We start from the raw sequence: 19,418 nt of genomic DNA, 5'->3' as shown, positions 1-19,418 counted from the left end.
TTGGCGCCCTTATTACTCCCTACGGGAAGCCCTTTTTTCCCGCCTCCGGCGGAAAAACTGCCGGGCCTCCGACTCCGGTGTCAGGGCGTACCCCACTGTCAGCCAGAGTTTGAATGGGTTGTAGTTTTCCGTGCCGGTCGGTACTTCGTCGTACAGGTGGGGGGGAAATAAGGATGCATAAAATAAAACCGTATCTATCTGTTTGACCTGCCAGGCGCGGTAGCTGAGGGCGACATCCCAGTTTTTCCACGCTACCCCCAGCCCCGTATTGACTTCCAGTGAATAAAAATCAGCTACCCATTTGCTCAGGATTCGAAGATGATTGGCTCCCTTGCGATAGTGAAAAGCAGGCAGGGCCTGCCCCTGGGCATATACCCGCGCCGATGAGCCTAGGTCAAACAGCTTCAGCCGCAAGTTCACCGGAATTCCGATCTGGTCTATTCGGTACCTTTGTACCATACGAAGGATCAAGGTAAGGTCACTTGTCAGATACTGATTATTAAGTGGCCGGGAAAAGGTATTCACTTCACGGGTGAGCCATAACCCCGCTTCGAGGGAAAAGTGAGGCGCGGTCAGAATGGGTTTATAGATTCCCAACGCATACTGCCAGGTACCCAGATTGTTTTCGTTGGAAAGAATATCTCTTGAGAGACCTGGTGGCAAGCCAAACAGCCGACGGTCGTGCTCCTGAAAAGCGAGGCTGAGGGAAAGACGGGGGGAGGAGGAAAAAGGTTGACCGATCAACGGATTTCCTCCGAGAATGGTCAGCATTAGCAGAATAAATAGCTTTTGTTTCATCATGGCAATAGTGTGACTGGAGACGCTACCTCGTTGCAATCAGGACACGCGGCTCCACTGTGTTATGGATATTTTCACCTTCTACACGCCCCTCAGAACCGATACCCCAGTCCAATTTTCACCGTCAGGTCATGGGGGGTTGGGTCTTCGTGATCGCCAAAGAAGTCCACGCCTTCATCATGCAAATACACAAACTGCGTGTATTTAGCCTCGCCGGATAACAGGAAGTGCCAAGGAAGGTCGTAAGTGGCTCTTAAACCTGCGGAGAGGCCCCAATCTCGAAGGAGAAGGCCTTCTACTCTGGCTTCCCAAGGGTAAGGGTAATAAATATGGATTCGTTCATAACCAAAACGATAGTTTACAGCTCCATAGGAGTATAAGCTAATTTGTTGATGAGCTATGACCTTGTAGAGATAGCCCGCAGAAATCAACCCATACTCGCGTCTCATAGTCTCGCCCGGAACTCGGTTATCGTTGATATATTGCATCATGTAGGCAGTTCCTGAGATGTTAATACTAGACTTGAGACCTAATAAACGAATATACGAAAGGCCAAGTGTTGGTGGCAGAATATATACATCCTCTCTTGAATAGCTTCCGTCTGGTTCTCGAACATTCTTCTTGTAAGGAGCAAGAATGACCCAATTAGTAGTTGTCTCGTCAAAAAAATGGCTCACAGGGAAAAACATCTCAATGCTATTCTTCGAACGGGCAGCAGACTGCTTCTGTCCCCAAGAAGTGGTTGGTAGCCCCACCCATACCAGGATAGCCAAATAGGTAAACACACGCATAACCTAGTGTTTAATGAGTTTGATAGAATGTACTTCACCCGATTCCCGAACCCGTAACATGTACACGCCGGGGACCAATCCCGTGATGTTGATCTCTAGCTCCTGGCCCTGATGCGCCCCTATAGTGTAAAGGAGCGTCCCATCCAAGTGAAAAAGCTCGATGGAGCGTGTCCGAGCATCCGGGAATGACAAGGTAGTGGATTCACTCGCCGGATTGGGGTAGAGACGGATAGCGGGATTCGGCTGGGTTACGGTTAGATGGGTAACTGCGCAGGTGCTCGGCGCGCCAACACCTACCGCAGCCCAGGCATTGGTGGTCTGAATCTCCTGATTGGAGCAAGCTCCGAATAACTGCGTAGCCGCTGCAATCGCCCCCGCCCGCGCATCAGCATACTGAGAGCCTGATTGTAGAATATTGGTATGGTTCCAAAAAGCAATCAGGGCCGCGTCATCTATGCCGATGCCTTGTATGTTGTAGGAATCTCCATTGTCATTGGTGCCCGTGCCTCCGTCAGCCAGCAAGTGAAACCAAAAGTTTTGCACCCCGCCATTGGTATGTACCCTACCAAAATCGCAATCACCATCATGCCAGAAAGCACCTTCGTAAGTGTCTGGTTGTCCCGAAGCAATCGTCACACAATCCAATGGGTCAGGGAAATGATTCCCTTCTGTGTTAGGGTCTTCTAAAGATCTGGGAAGAATCAGATTGACCGGGGTTTCCTCGCCAAGCAGCCAGTCATTTACGGCACCCTCGGTAAATCGCTCTACCATGAACCCGAAAATATCGGCAAATGACTCGTCTAATGCTCCCGATTCGTCTTGATACACCAAAGCTGCTGTGTACTGGTCCACCCCATGGGTATACTCATGCCCTGCAACGTCTATGACAGCGAGATAGTTATCTCCTATATTACCAAATGTGAGATAATCTCGATTTCCATCTTGGCTGTAGTAAGCATTCGGTTCACTCGAATTTGCTTCTACCCTAAGTTCGCCTCCGTTTCCGTCGATTCCATTTCGGTTGTACGGAGCACCTGCAAAGAAATCCCAGCTTTGAGAAGTCATCCAGTGCGCAGTGGTCCCTTCCTGCTCATCGTTGGCCCAGTTGTCGTCATCATCTTTAATCTCAGAGCGTAGCCCCCAAGGCCAGATACTTTCATATTTGGTGTGAATATCCCGGTTGTTACCGTTGGCCCAAAGAATATGTCCCGATCCAATGCCTCCTTGCCAGCGGGTGTCAATCGTCTGTGTCCCTTGGCTCAGAAGATTGGCTGGCCCATCGCTGTGCCGAAGCTCTTCTTCCCGGAACACCGCGCCCGTGTAAGCGTCCACATAGTACGCCTTGTGAAACGACGGACTCAGGCTCAATATCTCAAAGCGCCACGCCAGCCGATACTTCGAACTGGGAATCTGCCAGCTCAGATTTTTGTAATCCAACAAGGCCCACATTAGTTCTCCATCGGGATAATAGGTTGCGATGGGATCCTGTAGATCCTCTTTCAGGTCTTCTTCCCATGCATCATTTTCCCAGGCCAATTCAAAGTCGCCCATCGTTTCGAGCACCAAACCCAGTGATTCTTCTTCTTCTACCTGAGGTTGATATCCTCTATCCGCATCAAAAAAGACTCCTTTGCCATTGGCAAAGACGAGGTAGCCGTTTTGAGCATGCTCGCTGTACTCTGCCGCCTCGACCCGCAAGTTCCGAAAAGTCTCCTGATAGCGGTAATGGGTCATCTCCAGATTCGGATCGACCCACTGTTTTTTGAGCAAGAGCTTGTGAAGGGTATCACTCTGATAAACTTGATACATGACGTAAGGCTGGCCCGGTACAAGTGTCTCCGGATAAAAGTACACCAGACCTGCCGAGTCATAGCTGGCTATGTACAGGCGCAGAAGAGAGTCTAGTTCGGGCGTGATCTGTGCTTGCACAGGCGTCATGCTTAGGAAGCCTAAAATACAAATCAAAATCGTCACAAAAAAGGAAATCGTTGTTTTCATCGCAGGTGTAGGTCAGGTTGAGGTATAGATTTCCCGCTTCATCAGCTATGGCTGATAAAGAAGAAAAAAAACGGCAAAGGGGATGGCTTATATTGAGTTATCCATCGTGCGTGAGACCCAACCTACAAAAAAAAAAAAATGAAATGCCAAAATATTTCCCTGCAATTTTTAGATTTTCCCAAACTTGAATATTTTTTCGGGTTCTGGTCAGCAGTACTACATCCCCAACAAATTCTTCGGTTTCGTCGCCCGAAATTCCTTGAGATAAAATGGCTCGAAGGTGACAAGATCTTCGAATGTCCCTGCCTCAAACTGCCGGAAAAGCGATTGGCCCATACCCGTGGCACTGGAAAGGATGTCGGGCAAAATCAAGGCATTGGGAGAAACGGAGAGAATTTCCCGGCATTTTTCAGCGCCATCGCCGACGAATATGACCTTACGGGTAGAAAGTATTTCTGAAAAAACACCGGGCTCCACGATTTTGGCCTCCACAGGCGACACCATCTCCATTTGCGAATCGAAAAAAGCGCAATATACCTCCATTCGTCGGGCATCGATCATGGGGCATATCCATGCGTCAAGGCTGGCCGCAAGGCCCGTTACCTGCCCTGCCAGGGCATCAAGGCTGCCAGTGCTGAGCAGCGGTTTGTCCACCGCCATACACAGCCCCTTGGCAGTAGATACACCTACGCGGAGGCCCGTATAAGAACCCGGGCCCTTAGCGACGCCGATGGCGTCCAAGTCCGCGGGCGCAATTTCCAAATGCGCAAGGAGCGACTGAATCATCGGCGTGAGAAGCTTGGCGTGCGACTGTTCCCGCCGGATCGTCATGCTGCCCAGCAGATTTTCTCCGGAAAAAACAGCCACAGAGCCGATCGCCGTTGCAGTCTCTAAAGCCAGAATTAGCGGGGATTCCTTCATACGATAAAGGTAGATACTTTTTTACAGACGCAAAAAAATAGATATTTGTACATGCATTTCCACTACTTCACCCTCCGCCACCTCAGCAAATATCTCAATGACTTTCACCGGGGTGAAATTGTTGACGATTGTTTTTCCCAAAACCGCAACGAACTGGTTGTGGAAATGGCTAAAGTATTTCTCCGCATTGGCTGCCATACGCCGCTTACGTATATCATTCCTTCAGAAGAATTTTCCCGCTCCCGAAAAAACGTAGTCGAACTTTTCCCCGAGATCAGAGGCCTTGCTTTTACCGGCAGCCGGGTGGTACCGTGGGAGCGCGTTTTGATCCTCGAACTGGAAAACCAATACGACCTCGTATTAAAAATGCATGGTTCGGCAGCCAATGTCATGCTTCGCCTTGAGGGTCAGGTTATCCGCCTGTTTAACAACCAGAAGGAGGAAGATTTTGATTATACCGAAACCCCGGGGTTGTTTGACGAAGCCGCCATACGCCAGGAAGTACCCGCAGATGAAGACCTGGTTTTGCAGGCATTGCGAAAAATTTCCCCGGTAATGGAGAAACAATTTGCCCGAAAAGCCACTGAACTGATTAAGTCAGGGATCAGCTTTGAAAAAGCTTATAATCAAATAGTTACTGATGCGGAAAAGGAAATATTCGCTATTCGCAAACTGCAAACAAACATAAAATTTCTCCTTTTGCCCGCAGCCGATTCGGGGGATGTGATGGTCAAGGGAATTTCGGAAGCATTGCAGTTATTTCTCCGGTCGCAGTTTCAGTTTACCTCCTACCGCTCGCGGTACAACGAGGTCGAAAAGGAACTCCGCAAACCGGCTGAAAAGTACAGAAAAGTATATTCCTCCTACCAGACCAATATCAGCCAGCTCGAAGAAGACCGGAATCCCGAAGAGATCGGGCACATCCTCATGGCCAGTCTTCACGCCATTCCGCCCCATGTGAAAGAAGCTGAACTGGAAGATTTTTATTTGGGCGGAACGATCAAAATCAAACTCGACCCGACCCTCTCACCACAGGAAAACGCACAGAAGTACTACCAGAAACACAAACAGCGCAAAGGCAAACTCACCTATCTCAAAGGCGAACTCGAAGACATAGAGGGCAAATACCTTGCGGCAGAGGAAGCACTTGAAGTTTTCCTCAAAGTACCTTCTCCGGATGATTTAAGTTTTACGGAGAAAGGGTTTGACTACGAGGAACTTAAATTGCTCAAGCAGTTTTCCAGAGAGAAAGCCGGGGAGGAAGGAAACAATGAAAAAAAATATCCATTTCGCACCTATCACCGCGAGGGGTTTGACATATTTGTAGGCAAGGACGGGAAAAATAACGATGAGTTGAGTTTTAAGTTTGCCTCCCGCGACGACCTGTGGCTACACGCCCGGGACGTACCGGGATCTCACGTCATCATCCGCCAACGGGCGGGAAAGCCGATTCCACCCAGCGTGCTGGAGTACGCTGCGCAGCTCGCGGCATTCTACTCCAAACGGAAAAACGACTCATTGGTACCCGTACAGTACACTACAAGAAAGTACATCCGAAAACGTAAGGGAGACCCGCCAGGCATGGTCGCGGTAGATCGGGAAGATGTGATTATGGTTGAGCCGGTAAGGGAGTGAGGGGAATGGGAAAATTAAGATTTGAAGCATCTAACCATCCTATTGAGGGTTAAAGAAACCCAAAAACTTTTAAATCTATAATTTTTTACACTTTTTTACCCGTCGCAAGTGGCTCACTTTTCATTTGCATTTTGGCTCAGTTTTCAACTGCAGATTACTAAGAATAAAGTACTTCCCGAAAATAGGCTCTCTCGCAAAGGCGCAGAGGATGCAGAGTACCATGCATCTGCAAGACCAGACAGGAAGTAACGCGGAATTCACAATACCCTTTGCGTTACTTTGCGATTCCTTTGCGGACTTTGCGTGAACCCTATCATCTCAGATCGAAGACCAGTTTCATTAAGTTGCAAACATATGAGACGCAAAGAAAATTGTAGAGGAATATAGTATAAACCGTTCGGCAAACGAAAACGATATTTTAGAATAGAATTCTCCGGAATATGGGGAGGAAGGGATCTTTTCGAGCCGGGGCGGGAATCTCGTTATATTTTCCTTTTCCTGATTTTATTTCGATTGATTGTTATAAACTCATTTTCATGTGCATTCTCGATTTCTTTAAGTGCGACTTTTAAAAAATTCAGAATTACAGGAAAGTCAGCTTTCTCATACCGCAAAAAAATTATCGTCAGACCAGAAATATGATGAGAAAAGACCCATTCACCGAAATCTTTATCTTCTGTTATCAGGACGCCACTTTTTTCCTGGACGTATTCAATAACACTATAATCATCCATACCCTTACCAATCTCTCCAATCCATTCTATTTCATATCCACTATCTCTCAGTTCCCAAATAAAATTTGCGTTTAACCCCTCGTCTGCAACGATCATAGTTATGCGCTTTTCAACATTTCTTCTCCCTCTAAAACGGCCACGGCATATCCAACTGCAGCAAGTATATCTGCCATATTCAGATGAGGATGCATTTCAAGTATTTCTCCGAACGAATATCCTCCGGCAATTTTACGCAACACAGATTCAACTGTTATTCGGGTTCCCTTTATCACGGGCTTTCCCAACATGATTTTTGGGTTTGACTCGATTCTATCAAAATAGTTCATGCCAGTATATTTATTACAAATAACAACATTTTCCCCTCAAAGACAAGCAACTTCCACATTTCCCCCTATATTCAGGGCATGAAATATCTTGCCCTTTTCCTCGCTGCGGGATTGCTGTTTTCCTGCGAAAATACCTCCGCTCCGGCGCCCTACGGCCCGCTTCCCTCTGAGGCTCACCTCGCCTGGCAGGCGATGGAGATGAATATGTTTGTCCATTTCAACATGAACACCTTCACCAATATGGAGTGGGGATACGGCGACGAACCGCCTTCGCGGTTTAACCCCTCCCAACTCGACTGCCGCCAGTGGGCCCGCATCGCCAAAGCCGCGGGCATGAAGGGGATTATTCTCACTGCCAAACACCACGACGGCTTCTGCCTCTGGCCTACCGCCTATACCGAACACTCAGTCAAAAACTCCCCCTGGAAAAACGGACAGGGCAATGTCGTGCGCGAACTCGCCGACGCCTGCCGCGAATACAATCTCAAACTCGGCCTCTACCTCTCTCCCTGGGACCGCAACCATGCTGACTACGGTACAGACAAATATATCACCGCCTTCCGCGGACAGCTCCGCGAACTTCTGACCGATTACGGCGACGTATTTGAAGTGTGGTTTGACGGCGCCAATGGCGGCGACGGATATTATGGCGGCGCCAATGAAGACCGGAAAGTCGATCGCAAAACCTATTACGACTGGCCCACCAACTACGCCATCGTGGATTCACTCATGCCTAATGCGCTCATATTCAGCGATGGCGGCCCCGGTGTGCGCTGGGTAGGAAATGAAGAAGGGTGGGCAAACGAGACCAACTGGTCCATCCTGCGCCGCGATGAAGTATGGCCGGGTTATCCTCATTATCAGGAATTACGGTCAGGCCATGAAGACGGTACGCATTGGGTTCCGGCAGAGTGTGACGTATCCATTCGTCCGGGCTGGTACTATCACCCTTACGAAGACCACAAAGTGCGCCCGCTCACCGAAATGGTGGATATTTATTACCACTCAGTGGGACGTAACGGACTTTTGCTGCTCAACTTCCCCGTTGACCAACGGGGGCTGATTCACCCCGCCGATTCGGCGCGGATCATAGAACTTGCGGATGTCATTCGCAGAGATTTTGCCACAGACCTCGCCAAAGGAAAAAAAGTGGAAACATCCACAGCCAGAGGTGGCAGCAGTAAGTTTGGCGGCAATAATATTACCGACGCCAATACAGAAACCTACTGGACAACCGACGACGGCGTAACCTCGGCTTCCCTGACGATTGACCTTGGAGGTGAGACCGAATTTAACCGGGTAGTGTTGCAGGAATATATCCGGCTCGGACAGCGGGTAGATTCCTTTACCGTGGATGCAAAAGAAGGTGGTGAATGGAAAACCCTGGCAAATCAGACCACCATCGGATATAAGCGCATTCTGCGTTTGCCCAATACCCTCGCCACACACGTTCGGATAACGATCGTCTCAGCCAAAGCCTGTCCGCTCATATCCAACGTCGGAATCTACCACGCACCACAATTGCTCGTCGAACCAGAAATCAGCCGCGACAAAGCAGGAATGATAACCCTGAAAGTTCCCGAAGCAGAGACCGAAGTGTATTATACCCTTGACGGCACTGCCCCTACTCCATCTTCAGTTCGTTATTCGGCCCCATTTTCCCTGACATCTCCGACCGAACTGAAAGCGATTGCATATGATCCCGGATCGAAAAAATCAAGCGCAGTTTCCAGTGTGAGGATGGACATAGCAAAATCAAACTGGAAGGTTGTCTCGGTCAGCAGTGGAGATATTTCCACCGCAGAAAAAATGATTGATGACAGCCCGGCTAGCTGGTGGAGCAGCGAAAAAAGTCAAAAACAGCCACAGGAAGTGGTCATTGACCTGGGCGAAGCCTACACAATCACAGGAGCGACATACCTTCCTATGCAAGACCGATGGATTGCCGGGGTGGTAACAAAATACGAATGGTACCTGAGCACAGACGGCAAAAACTGGAGCAAACCAGTCGCCGAAGGTGAGTTTAGCAATATCAAAAACAACCCGATTTTACAGGAGGTGAATTTTGAAGCTAAACAGGCGCGATTTGTAAAATTCCGGTCTCTGGCAGCGGCAGAAGATGATCCGACAATGGCCGTGGCAGAGATTGGGGTGAAAACCAATCCCTGATTTTCTATTGTTTTTCCAGTTTCAGGGTTTTAACCAATTTCCCTTCCTGATCGCTGATCCGCAAAAGGTAAAGCCCGGAGGAGAATGTGGTTAAATCCAGTTCAATCTGTTTTTTCCCGGAAAACGGCTGAATCACCGGTTTCAGCGGAATCATCCTTCCATTGCTATCCCAAAGCTCCAGGCGAAGCTGTATGTTTTCAGCACTTTCCAGTTCAAGAAAAGCAGTTTCTCCTGTGGGATTGGGATAAAGTACATAACTGATCCCACTTGTACCGGGATCAATGCCCGTATTGTACGGCGGGTTGGACTGATGGAATCCCTGATTTAAGATTACGGCACTATTGGTAATGGTGGGGGTAATCAATTCTCCGACCGTATATTCAATCTGATGGGAAATATTCGTTCCAAAAGCGCCCGTAGTGCCAATCACAAACCGATCCAGGCTTTGTCCCTGAAGATTTTGGTAAAACAGGGACAAGACGATGATAGCTAAATTTTTCATTATCCCTATTTTTCATTTTCCAGTTTTTCAATTCTTTTTTCCAGCGTGCGGATATACTCCTGCTGATCCTGAATTGCCTGAATCAGTACAGGCACCAGATCGACATAATTCATGGCTTTGTATTCGGCCTGTTTTCTGATAATATCACCGGTTTCCGGGTCAACATCCACATCCTCATTGATGACAACATTGGGAATAACCGTTTCGACTTCCTGAGCCAGCAGGCCAAACCGCAGTCTGTTGTCAACATCAATATTGCGATTGTATCTGTACTGAACAGGCCGGAGGGCCAGAATTTCACGCAGACCGACTTTCAGTTCGGAAATACTGTTTTTCAGTCTTTCATCCGAAAAAGTGATAAATTCGGAAGCGACTACATCATCCCAGTGTTCGGTGGAAGTATTATTTCCAATATCATAAGCCAGTGCGCTTCCGCCATAAGGAACGAGATCACCATCGAGTCCCAGATTGGCAGAACCGAGGTTGGCAATCTCAAGTCCATTGATACTCATCGTATCTTTGGTGAGATGCAAGGGATAAGAAGGGGAGCTGGTGCCAATGCCGATTCTCCCGGAATTGTAGTAAATATTATTCCCGTTTTTGAGCCAGACCGGCGGATTGACTGCATCATCCTGCGGCACCCAGCCTGTACCGTTGTATTTCAGTATTTTCCCCACAGCCAGTCCAGAACTCACATCCACATCTTTGAGAAGACCGATGCTCATATCTGTGGCAATTTTACTGTAAGGAACCGCATTAAGTTTGGTTACGCCTACCGAGGCGCCGTTGATTTCAACCTCCAGGAAATGATCTCCATTGCCCCAGTTTATGGTGGAGAAATCACCGATTTTTACGTTGCCCTCTCCAATCACAACACTAAATAAAGCAAATCCATTTGTCACAGGGGAATGTGATTCTTCATAAACGATGGTTCCGTTTATTGTAGTTTCTCTGACCAGAAAGCTGACATTCACTGTCTGATTTGCAATCAGGGCACCAGCAGCATCACGAGCAACTGCCTGATAGCTCATCCCTCTGTTTTGAGCAGAGAGGTGGGAAAAGAGCAGTGTAACCATGAGGAGTACCACTCCGGAGAATAAAATTTTTCTCATTTGATTATAGTTAGGTGTTGATGATCATGGCTTGTTAAATACCGCGAGAGCAAACATGTAAACTAATTCAATATCAGGAAAATAGAAATAAAATTCAAGTTGCTGAAAATCGCTAGGATTTTACTTCGAAACAACGTAGTATAGAGATGGTTTTTATTATGGATAATAGGATATTATCTATAATCAAAAAGTCCTTAAAACAAAAAACCATAACATTCCACTCACCCAAATCACATCATTATGAAAGCTGTTACTACAACTGTTCCGAAGTATCTGTTTTCCGCGATCATGATCATTTTTGGTCTCTTCCATTTTATAGGAGCCTCACAAATGGCCGCTGCTGTTCCGATTCCCGGAGGATTATTCTGGGTATATTTTACCGGAGTAGCATTTATAGCCGCCGGTGTCAGCTTTATCATTAAACGATATGACTATCTGGCCGGCCTGCTCCTCTCGGCAATGCTGTTGATTTTCATTCTGACGCTCAAGATACCCATGATGGTCAATGCGGCAGACGAGGCTACGATGCAGCATACCATGTTTGATATACTAAAAGATCTTTGCATTATCTGCGGCGCGCTTATGCTCGCCAATAGCGCGAAGGAGAGAGCGTGATAAAGACTTCCGTAAACCTGAACTTTGTTGATTGGATGTTTATAGATTACCCTGTCCGGTTGTTGGGAGTTCAAAAATCTGCTTACCCACTAATACCAACAAGCCGGCCAGGGTAAGATTGATATATATTTTTTAAAAAAAATATTGTTTTTTATAAGTTAACCCCTTTACTTTGCCAAACATTTTAAGAGCGCTCCTTAGCTCAGTTGGTTAGAGCGGCTGATCTGCTTAGGCAGATAGGTCCTCTGGTTCAAGTGTTAAGGATTGTTCTTACAAAATACTCCTCCTTAGCTCAGTTGGTTAGAGCGGCTGATCTGCTTAGGCAGATAGGTCCTCTGGTTCAAGTGTTAAGGATTGTTCTTACAAAATACTCCTCCTTAGCTCAGTTGGTTAGAGCGGCTGACTGTTAATCAGTAGGTCCTTGGTTCAAGTCCAAGAGGGGGAGCAACACCAGCGCCAGACAAAGAAACTTGTCTGGCGTTTTTTTTGAAAAAACAGCCATGTATTACGCATACGTTTTAAGGAGTCTCTCCACGGGCTTTCTTTACAAAGGCTCTACTCAAGATTTAGCTGCGCGCGTTGCAGCGCATAACTCGGGTTTTAGCCCTTATACAAAAGGGCGTGGCCCATGGGAGTTAGTGTATTCTGAAGAATTTCCGACTCGGGGGGAGGCGATACAACGGGAAAAATATTTTAAAAGCAGTGAGGGAAGAAAATGGCTTAAGGTGAAGTTTTGAATAATTACTAAATTGTCCTCCCAGGATATACCCATTCATAATTCTACCCGGTAGAATTAACTCTTAAAGAATGAAAGAAATTGACTCACAAACAGTATTGCGGAGCCTTCATGTTCCTACTACAGACCATCCGAGCAGGGAAATCTTAAAAGCTTATTTCGAGAATACATGGGATCTGTACGAAATGCTGTTTTCATCTGTAAAATCGGAAAAAACCTTATTTACCAGCCCTGACCCGCTTCGCAATCCGCTGATTTTTTATCTTGGTCATACGGCTGCCTTCTATATCAATAAACTCAAACTTGCAGGACTGCTTGATCACGGGGTGGATAAAACCCTGGATCACCTTTTTGCCGTAGGTGTTGACCCTGACTTACCCGATAACCTGGAAGTATCCGCTTACTGGCCTACCGTAGAGGAAGTCCGCGACTACCGAAAAGTTATATACAACATTGTTCACGAGGTCATTGACCAGGCGGATCTGAACCATTTGCCCATCACAAAAGATCATCCCCTCTGGGCTTTGTTGATGGGACTGGAACACGATCGCATTCACTTCGAAACTTCCTCTGTTTTGATCCGCCAGCTGGACGCAGATTTGGTACAACGCCCGACTGGCTGGAAGTATGCCCCCACCCTGGGAATGCCTCCTTCGACTCAATGGATCACAATGCCAGGCGGGGAGGTTCATATCGGAAAGCCTGAAGATTCGAATACCTTTGGCTGGGATAATGAATACGGAGCGCTAACCACTAATGTAAAAGCATTTGAGGCTACTCAAAATCTTATCACCAATGCAGAATTTGAAGCTTTTGTACTGGCAGATGGCTATAAAACCAAATCGTTCTGGACCGCGGAAGCGTGGGACTGGCTCAATCGCACAGGTACTTTACACCCCAAATTCTGGATTCCGGAAAATGGTTCTTTCCGCTACAGAGCCATGTTTGACGAGATAGCTATGCCCATGGACTGGCCGGTTGAAGTCAATGCGCATGAGGCCCACGCCTATTGCACATGGAAACATGACGGATCTCGCCTGCTGACTGAAGCAGAGTTTTTACACATTGCGAGAGAAGGCAAACGCAGCGAAGATGATCCATTATTCTCCGATCACCACAATCTGAATTTTGCCTATGGCTCGCCTACGCCGGTCGGATTTATGAAAAACAGTACCACTCCCCACGGCTTTCACGATATTTATGGAAATGTGTGGGACTGGCTGAAGGACGATTTTTATCCCCTGCCCGGTTTCAGAATTCATCCATGGTACGAAGATTTCTCCGAGCCGTATATGGATCACCAACATAGTATGATGGCGGGAGGCTCATGGGCAACTACCGGAACCGGCGCTTCCAAATACTATCGCCTTTGGTTTAGAAGACACTTTTTTCAACACGCCGGATTCCGGTTAGTCAAAGACATCGATTAGTCGGAGGATATTTATTTTCCCCTATGCAAAAAAAACTACGTGTTGGTTTGTGGATTCCTCCCCGGACCAGTTTACACCAACCCATTACACTGGGAAAGCCCGCTCATATAGATGCGCAGATCTACCAGCTTTTTCTGAAATATCTGGACGAAAAAGAGGTCGAATATTTTGAAAATCTTGATTTCAGAAATGCGATCATCAAAAATCACAAGGTATATATCGGCGAATTTTGTTTGAGCGATTTGGATCATTTTGTATGGATCGGAATGATAGACAGAAGCCGTGACAGCTACCACCTGGAAGTTTTACGGGTTCTGGAACTGACGGTGAAAGTGTACCATTCCCATTCTTTCTTTAGTGTGGCTACGGATAAATTCCTTGCCTTCAGCACCTTGTCGCTGCACCAGATTCCCCTGCCGGAATTGTATCTGGTGAGTCCTGATAATCTGCATTTACTAAAACCTTTATTTGACAATAACGCTTATCTGCTCAAGCCCAGGCGCTCCTCATTCGGCCAGGGAATTGTAAAACTAGATAGCTATGAGCAGTTCAGAGATACGGCTGAATACCATTCGCAGAAACATTATTATCTGGAAAAATTCTACAAAAATGACCTGAATGACTGGACAGGAGTAACCGTTTTTAATGGCACAGTTTTATATGGTTTCCGGAAAAAAAGCGACAAAATATCCGGATGGAAAGTGTACGACAAAGACAGCCTTGGAGGGGGAACGGTTTACGTAAAACCCTCCGCTGAAATTGAAGCGATTGCCATAAAAATTGGAGAAATCCTTGGAGGAACCTGTTACGGACTGGATTTTATCAAAACCGAAGAAGGTTACAAAGTAGTAGATATTAATTGTTCTCCGGGCATTTATTACGACTTTGTACAAGAACTAAATATTCCTGTTGCCGAGTTGTTTTTTAAAATGCTGTTTTAACTATGTACCAGCATGTCCAACTTATCCAAAAAGCACAGGCTCTGGGGATAACCACCATTGACCTGAGCCAACTCATGCAAAAGCCTGCAACGATATTGGAGTACAATGGTATTTCTGAACTCATTGTAGAAGGCGTGCCCGCTTCCCGGATCAATGTGCGCAGTCAATATTATTGTGATAATAAGCAATTGACCAAACTCGCCTTTGAAGCCCTGCATCTTCCTCATCCAAGATCGATTGTATTTCAAATGGCTGACGAAGCGCAGGTTGCGGCATTTTTTAGAGATGGGAAAACCTATGTATGTAAACCATTGGACGGGACGAATGGCGACGGTATCGTTACCCATATTCGCGATCTGGAAACAGTCAAAAAATACTATCAGGAACACAAATACCTCAATACCAGGTTCCTGCTGGAAGAGCAAGTAGAAGGAGAAGATCTGAGAATTCAGGTGCTGGACGGAAAAATCGCAGCGGCCTGTGTTCGCCAGCCTGCTTTTGTTTTGGGTAATGGGAAGGACAGTCTGGAAATTTTAATTGAGAAACGCAGGGCGGTCATGAGAACGCAAAACCCCGGGAACAGACTGGACATAGACTCTGCGACAGAGACAATTTTATCCCAGCAAGGAATTTCACTGCCCGCTGTGCCAAAAGAAAATCAAAAGATTCAATTAAAATTTGTCTCCAATATGGCTCAGGGGGGAATTGCTACGGATGTTACCGATGACATCCATACATTTTACAACGACTGGGTGAATGCGCTCTCTGCCTACCTCTGCACCTCCTATTTTGGACTGGACATTATGACCACTGATTATACCCAGGATCCGCATTTTCATGCCAGTGTACTGGAGATCAATGCGCGGGCGGAATGGCTGCATCATACTTTTTCAGAAAGAAAAACCCATGACATTGCCGGAATGATTTTGAAAAGTATATTCGGAATTGACTGAGGACTTGAAAATACATTTTCAATAAAAATACCATGCTTACTTTACCTGCACTTTCAGAAAACAAACCTCTTCGTTTTCTGAACATCTCTGTATTATACATCGTGCAGGGTATTTGATTAGGGAAATGAGGTTCTTATGCGCAGATTTTCCTGGTTTTTGGGGCAATAATTACCCTCATTTTCCTGCTACTTCTCCGCCATCGTCTCTACTCCAGTCCAGCCTTCGGGGGCACCTTCGATTAAAAATGTTTTTGCCTTTTGGAGGAAATACCCTGCGGTCAAATCTGAAGTACTTTTTGCCAAAACCTGATCGAAGTTGGTCGCTGCCTCTGCAAAATTTCCGGAAAGATAGGCTTTCATACCTGCCTCAAACACCGGTAGCGTTTCGAGTTTGCGGTCTCTGACTGGATCTGGTTCTCCATCGACGCATTCGTAAATCCCCACGGGTTCCACCTTGCCTTTAAGCTGAACCTGGCCAAGATACCGGCAGTGGGACTTCATTTTCTGCGAAAGGGTCTTAAAGACAATATCACTGAGAATAATATTTGCCTTAAAGTACTTCGTGAGGCCTTCCAGCCTCGCAGCCGTATTTACAGTGTCGGCGATAATTGCTGTATTAGAGCGCTGATGATCGCCAATGATACCCATAACCAGTGGCCCTGTATGCATACCCATTCCCACACTGATAGGTGCCCTCCCCTGTTTTATTCGCTGGATATTGTACTCCCGGATCACTACCTGCATCTGAACCGAAGCACTTACCGCATCCGATGGGCTTCGCTGAAACAGTGCCATGATTCCGTCTCCCAGATATTGGTTTACAAATCCCTGATTTTTCTGAATAACAGGTCCCATTCTCCGGGCGTAGGCATTGACAAACTGGAAGTTTTCATCTGGTGTCATCTGCTCTGCAAGAGTCGTATATCCTCTAATGTCTGAAAAGAAAACGGTCACTTCTTTCGCAATGTTGTCGCCCAAAAGAACTTCGGTGATTGCATTTCTGCCCAAGGTCCGGATAAATTCCACAGGAACAAACCGGCTGGTTGCCTGATTGATCTGGCGCAGCCCCAGATGGGTATTGAGTCGCGCAAGGAATTCATCCTTGCTGAAAGGTTTCGCCAGATAATCATTCGCTCCTGTGCTCAGTCCTTCGACAAGATCCTGTACCTGGTTTTTGGCCGTCACCATGATGACTGGCAGTTCGCTGGGTAATTGTTTTGCCCTGATTGCCTCACACACCTGATAGCCCGACATACGCGGCATCATAACATCCAGCAACACAAGATCAAACTGTACATCTTTTTCCAAAATTTCCATCGCCTCCGGCCCATTCATCGCAGAAATCACCTCATAATGGTTGTCACGCAAATGGTTTTTTATCACCTGATGATTGATAGGCTCATCATCTACAATCAGTATGCGAATTTTCTCTGCCGAAGAAACTTCCCGAATTTTGGCGGGAGTCTTACTTAATCGCGGAATTGCCTGCGGCATCAAAGGAGTAAGACTGGACGAACTGTTGCTGACAGGTTGTACTGATGCCTGATTGTCGGAAACAGGAAGTGTAAAATAAAAAGTCGAACCTTTTCCCAACCGGGACTCTACCCACATTTTCCCGCCATGACGCTCCACCAGTGCTTTAGAAATACTCAGTCCCAGCCCTGTACCCCCAAAGCTGCGGCTGATTGATCCATCTGCCTGAGAAAAGGCTTCAAACACAGATTCAAGTTTGTCTCCTGCAATACCAATACCTGTATCTATTACCGACACCTGAATCATTCCGTTTATTTCTGTTGCATTTACAGTAACATAGCCGTTTTCGGTAAACTTAATGGCATTGCCGATCAGGTTATGCAGGATCTGAGTTACGCGGTTTTCATCGGCAAAAACGGGTCTTAGCTCTGGTGATACCTGGTTTTTTAGTTCAACCTCCTTTTCCTGTAAAAGAGAAGAGGATATACGGCAAATCACAGTTACCAACGAATATAAATCCACTGGTTTCTGCTGCAGAATAATATCAGCATTTCTGATTCTGGAAAAATCCAGCAGATCATTGACCAGAGAAGCGAGTCTTTTTCCGGAAGTAACGACTAATTCCAGGTTGTACTTCCATTCTTCGTCTTCGGTCTGATCGAGTATGCTTTCTGTTATACCGATAATCCCGTTGAGGGGAGTACGCAACTCGTGCGAGGTATTGGCCAGAAACTGATCTTTCATCTGGTCGATCTGCTCAAGTCTTTGCCGGGCCCGAAGTTGCTGCCGGTAGCGAAATAAAAGGAAACCAAATACAGCCAGTGCCAGTCCGCCAAAAAGTAAATAGTTGCGTTGGTTGAGTTTACTGCGGTAAGCCATCTCGGTGCTGGCTTTTTCCTGGACAAAATTCAGGCTATCGGAAAGGGCTTTTTTGTCGTAGTCATACTTCATCTGCTGCTGGAACAGTGCCTGAACATTGTCTTCATTCCGGATACTATCGCTCATATCCACAAACAGTTCATACATAGCCAGCGCCTCCGCATACCTTCCCTGCTTTTTATAGACTTCGTATAGGGCTTCGCCATTATCTTTAATGCTCTGAATCAGTCCTGTTTCCCGGCTGATCTCAAGCGATTGCTGAAGATATTTTTCGGCCTGCCTGAAGTTGTTATTTTTAATATACAGCTCCCCTATATGATTCAATGCCTGTGCAACACCTTCTTTGTTACCTATTTTTTCGAAGAGTTTCATGCTTTCTGAAAACAATTCCAGTGCTTCCTTTTCCCTTCCTTCCGCAGCGTGAATCTGGCCGATCTGCTTCAGGGACATGGCAATTCCTTTTTCATGATTGATTTCTTCTCTGATTTTCAGGCTTTGCTGCTCATAATCCATGGCGCGGACATAGTCTTTCTTGTTGAAATAAATCACGCCAATAGCCTCAAGTGAATAGGCAATGCCTTCTTTGTCATCCACAATCTCACGTTCTTTCAGACTTCGGGTATGGTATTCAATCGCGGAGGAATCATTGCCAAGTGAATTATAAATATTGCCTACATTATGCAGGCAGTTTCCCAGATACCCGTGTTCCTCCAGTTCTTCAAAAATTTTAATGCTCCGGAAGTAATAATCCAGTGCATTGGGGTAATTCCCCTGATCTTCATACACAAGTCCGATATTATTCAGCGCCCGGGCTTCTCCGTTGCGATCGCCCAGTCTGACATTTACTTCCAATGCCTTTTGATCATACGCCAACGCATTCTCAAAATCGCCCAGCTCCCAATACAAAAGGCCTATAGACCCAAGCGCCATGGCATACCTCACTTCAACCGTAATTGCCTCAAAATAAGGCAGGCTTTTTCTAAAGTACTCAATGGCTTCCGGGTATTGCCCCATCATTTGCTTTGCAGTTGCCTGAAGGGTAAGTGCGACAGCCATTTCCCGGGTCAAGTCTTTCTCTTTGGCAAATTCAAACCACTCTCCGCCATAATAGAATGCACTGTCGGGCTGGTATCTCAGATAGCCCATTGCCGAGAGTGCCATAATTGCCTGAAGCCGGCTGCTGTCGGACAGGCTTTCGTTGTACCATGCGGCCCGGAGGGAGTCTTTATTTACCTGGGCAACCATTCTTCCGGCAATGAAAAACATGCCAATAACTATAAAAAATCGCACGTAAAACTTTAATAATGGGGCAAGCATAGTTTGGGCTAATTATTTATAACCATAATACAACTGTAAAATACAAAAAATCATAATTTACTGGTAAATTTATAAATGTCTTAATACTT

The 19,418-nt window shown here is 46.5% G+C and carries 16 protein-coding genes and 1 tRNA gene; 8 read left to right on the top strand and 9 right to left on the bottom strand.

The features are described 5' to 3' along the window. Positions 1-12: 12 nt before the first annotated feature. The 4 genes from R3D00_01565 to tsaB all read right to left on the bottom strand — a co-directional run bounded on the left by R3D00_01565 (position 13) and on the right by tsaB (position 4,508). Positions 13-801 (bottom strand): hypothetical protein, encoded by a 789-nt coding sequence (locus tag R3D00_01565; GenBank protein MEZ4771837.1) that lies wholly within the window; start codon positions 799-801, stop codon positions 13-15. 89 nt (positions 802-890) lie between these two features. Continuing rightward, positions 891-1,589, bottom strand: coding sequence for a hypothetical protein (locus tag R3D00_01560; protein MEZ4771836.1), 699 nt, complete (start codon positions 1,587-1,589; stop codon positions 891-893). Between the two features lie 3 nt (positions 1,590-1,592). After that, positions 1,593-3,587: a M4 family metallopeptidase gene (locus R3D00_01555; protein ID MEZ4771835.1), complete on the bottom strand. Its 1,995-nt coding sequence runs from the start codon at positions 3,585-3,587 to the stop codon at positions 1,593-1,595. 216 nt (positions 3,588-3,803) lie between these two features. Next, positions 3,804-4,508, bottom strand: a complete 705-nt coding sequence (gene tsaB, locus R3D00_01550) for a tRNA (adenosine(37)-N6)-threonylcarbamoyltransferase complex dimerization subunit type 1 TsaB (GenBank protein MEZ4771834.1) — start codon at positions 4,506-4,508, stop codon at positions 3,804-3,806. A gap of 51 nt (positions 4,509-4,559) precedes the next feature. Between tsaB and R3D00_01545 the strand changes: the two genes are divergently transcribed. Next, the gene (locus R3D00_01545) at positions 4,560-6,143 is read left to right on the top strand and encodes an NFACT RNA binding domain-containing protein (GenBank protein MEZ4771833.1); all 1,584 of its coding nucleotides are present in this window, start codon (positions 4,560-4,562) and stop codon (positions 6,141-6,143) included. Positions 6,144-6,625: 482 nt separating this feature from the next. On the opposite strand, the gene R3D00_01540 is transcribed toward R3D00_01545, so the two are convergent. Together R3D00_01540 and R3D00_01535 are read right to left on the bottom strand one after the other, a co-directional pair. Beyond that, positions 6,626-6,973, bottom strand: coding sequence for a DUF5615 family PIN-like protein (locus R3D00_01540; GenBank protein ID MEZ4771832.1), 348 nt, complete (start codon positions 6,971-6,973; stop codon positions 6,626-6,628). Between the two features lie 2 nt (positions 6,974-6,975). Next, positions 6,976-7,203, bottom strand: coding sequence for a DUF433 domain-containing protein (locus R3D00_01535; GenBank protein ID MEZ4771831.1), 228 nt, complete (start codon positions 7,201-7,203; stop codon positions 6,976-6,978). Positions 7,204-7,281: 78 nt separating this feature from the next. Between R3D00_01535 and R3D00_01530 the strand changes: the two genes are divergently transcribed. Then, on the top strand, positions 7,282-9,372 hold the full coding sequence (locus R3D00_01530; GenBank protein MEZ4771830.1) for an alpha-L-fucosidase: 2,091 nt from the start codon (positions 7,282-7,284) through the stop codon (positions 9,370-9,372). 4 nt (positions 9,373-9,376) lie between these two features. Here R3D00_01530 and R3D00_01525 read toward each other — a convergent pair whose 3' ends face one another. After that, positions 9,377-9,874: a T9SS type A sorting domain-containing protein gene (locus R3D00_01525; GenBank protein MEZ4771829.1), complete on the bottom strand. Its 498-nt coding sequence runs from the start codon at positions 9,872-9,874 to the stop codon at positions 9,377-9,379. A 5-nt stretch (positions 9,875-9,879) separates the two neighbouring features. Further along, entirely contained in the window at positions 9,880-10,986 is a 1,107-nt protein-coding gene (locus R3D00_01520; GenBank protein MEZ4771828.1) for a tail fiber domain-containing protein, read from the bottom strand. Positions 10,987-11,226: 240 nt separating this feature from the next. Between R3D00_01520 and R3D00_01515 the strand changes: the two genes are divergently transcribed. From R3D00_01515 to R3D00_01490, 6 genes are all read left to right on the top strand, one after another. Further along, positions 11,227-11,601, top strand: coding sequence for a DoxX family protein (locus R3D00_01515; protein ID MEZ4771827.1), 375 nt, complete (start codon positions 11,227-11,229; stop codon positions 11,599-11,601). A gap of 371 nt (positions 11,602-11,972) precedes the next feature. Continuing rightward, positions 11,973-12,046: transfer RNA gene (locus R3D00_01510), tRNA-Asn, on the top strand. A gap of 55 nt (positions 12,047-12,101) precedes the next feature. Next, a complete protein-coding gene (locus R3D00_01505; GenBank protein ID MEZ4771826.1) occupies positions 12,102-12,338 on the top strand; it encodes a GIY-YIG nuclease family protein in 237 nt (78 codons plus the stop codon). A 70-nt stretch (positions 12,339-12,408) separates the two neighbouring features. After that, complete coding sequence (ovoA, locus tag R3D00_01500) at positions 12,409-13,767, top strand: 5-histidylcysteine sulfoxide synthase (GenBank protein MEZ4771825.1); 1,359 nt, start codon at positions 12,409-12,411, stop codon at positions 13,765-13,767. Between the two features lie 23 nt (positions 13,768-13,790). Beyond that, positions 13,791-14,708: a hypothetical protein gene (locus R3D00_01495; protein ID MEZ4771824.1), complete on the top strand. Its 918-nt coding sequence runs from the start codon at positions 13,791-13,793 to the stop codon at positions 14,706-14,708. A 2-nt stretch (positions 14,709-14,710) separates the two neighbouring features. Then, positions 14,711-15,661 (top strand): ATP-grasp domain-containing protein, encoded by a 951-nt coding sequence (locus R3D00_01490; GenBank protein ID MEZ4771823.1) that lies wholly within the window; start codon positions 14,711-14,713, stop codon positions 15,659-15,661. A gap of 185 nt (positions 15,662-15,846) precedes the next feature. Here the strand turns inward: R3D00_01490 and R3D00_01485 are convergent, their stop codons facing one another. Then, positions 15,847-19,329, bottom strand: coding sequence for a tetratricopeptide repeat protein (locus tag R3D00_01485; GenBank protein ID MEZ4771822.1), 3,483 nt, complete (start codon positions 19,327-19,329; stop codon positions 15,847-15,849). Between the last annotated feature and the right edge of the window lie 89 nt (positions 19,330-19,418).

Source organism: Bacteroidia bacterium, from assembly GCA_041391665.1.
Classification (GTDB): Bacteria; Bacteroidota; Bacteroidia; order J057; family J057; genus JAGQVA01.
This window is presented reverse-complemented; position numbering and strand designations above follow the sequence as displayed.

Bases quoted from the DNA above. Each gene is read 5' to 3' on its own strand.
- R3D00_01540 (MEZ4771832.1), bottom strand. From the start codon at position 6,973: ATGATCGTTGCAGACGAGGGGTTAAACGCAAATTTTATTTGGGAACTG.
- R3D00_01545 (MEZ4771833.1), top strand. From the start codon at position 4,560: ATGCATTTCCACTACTTCACCCTCCGCCACCTCAGCAAATATCTCAAT.
- R3D00_01535 (MEZ4771831.1), bottom strand. From the start codon at position 7,203: ATGAACTATTTTGATAGAATCGAGTCAAACCCAAAAATCATGTTGGGA.
- R3D00_01560 (MEZ4771836.1), bottom strand. From the start codon at position 1,589: ATGCGTGTGTTTACCTATTTGGCTATCCTGGTATGGGTGGGGCTACCA.
- R3D00_01495 (MEZ4771824.1), top strand. From the start codon at position 13,791: ATGCAAAAAAAACTACGTGTTGGTTTGTGGATTCCTCCCCGGACCAGT.
- R3D00_01525 (MEZ4771829.1), bottom strand. From the start codon at position 9,874: ATGAAAAATTTAGCTATCATCGTCTTGTCCCTGTTTTACCAAAATCTT.
- R3D00_01555 (MEZ4771835.1), bottom strand. From the start codon at position 3,587: ATGAAAACAACGATTTCCTTTTTTGTGACGATTTTGATTTGTATTTTA.
- ovoA (MEZ4771825.1), top strand. From the start codon at position 12,409: ATGAAAGAAATTGACTCACAAACAGTATTGCGGAGCCTTCATGTTCCT.
- R3D00_01520 (MEZ4771828.1), bottom strand. From the start codon at position 10,986: ATGAGAAAAATTTTATTCTCCGGAGTGGTACTCCTCATGGTTACACTG.
- tsaB (MEZ4771834.1), bottom strand. From the start codon at position 4,508: ATGAAGGAATCCCCGCTAATTCTGGCTTTAGAGACTGCAACGGCGATC.
- R3D00_01530 (MEZ4771830.1), top strand. From the start codon at position 7,282: ATGAAATATCTTGCCCTTTTCCTCGCTGCGGGATTGCTGTTTTCCTGC.
- R3D00_01490 (MEZ4771823.1), top strand. From the start codon at position 14,711: ATGTACCAGCATGTCCAACTTATCCAAAAAGCACAGGCTCTGGGGATA.
- R3D00_01515 (MEZ4771827.1), top strand. From the start codon at position 11,227: ATGAAAGCTGTTACTACAACTGTTCCGAAGTATCTGTTTTCCGCGATC.
- R3D00_01485 (MEZ4771822.1), bottom strand. From the start codon at position 19,329: ATGCTTGCCCCATTATTAAAGTTTTACGTGCGATTTTTTATAGTTATT.
- R3D00_01565 (MEZ4771837.1), bottom strand. From the start codon at position 801: ATGATGAAACAAAAGCTATTTATTCTGCTAATGCTGACCATTCTCGGA.
- R3D00_01505 (MEZ4771826.1), top strand. From the start codon at position 12,102: ATGTATTACGCATACGTTTTAAGGAGTCTCTCCACGGGCTTTCTTTAC.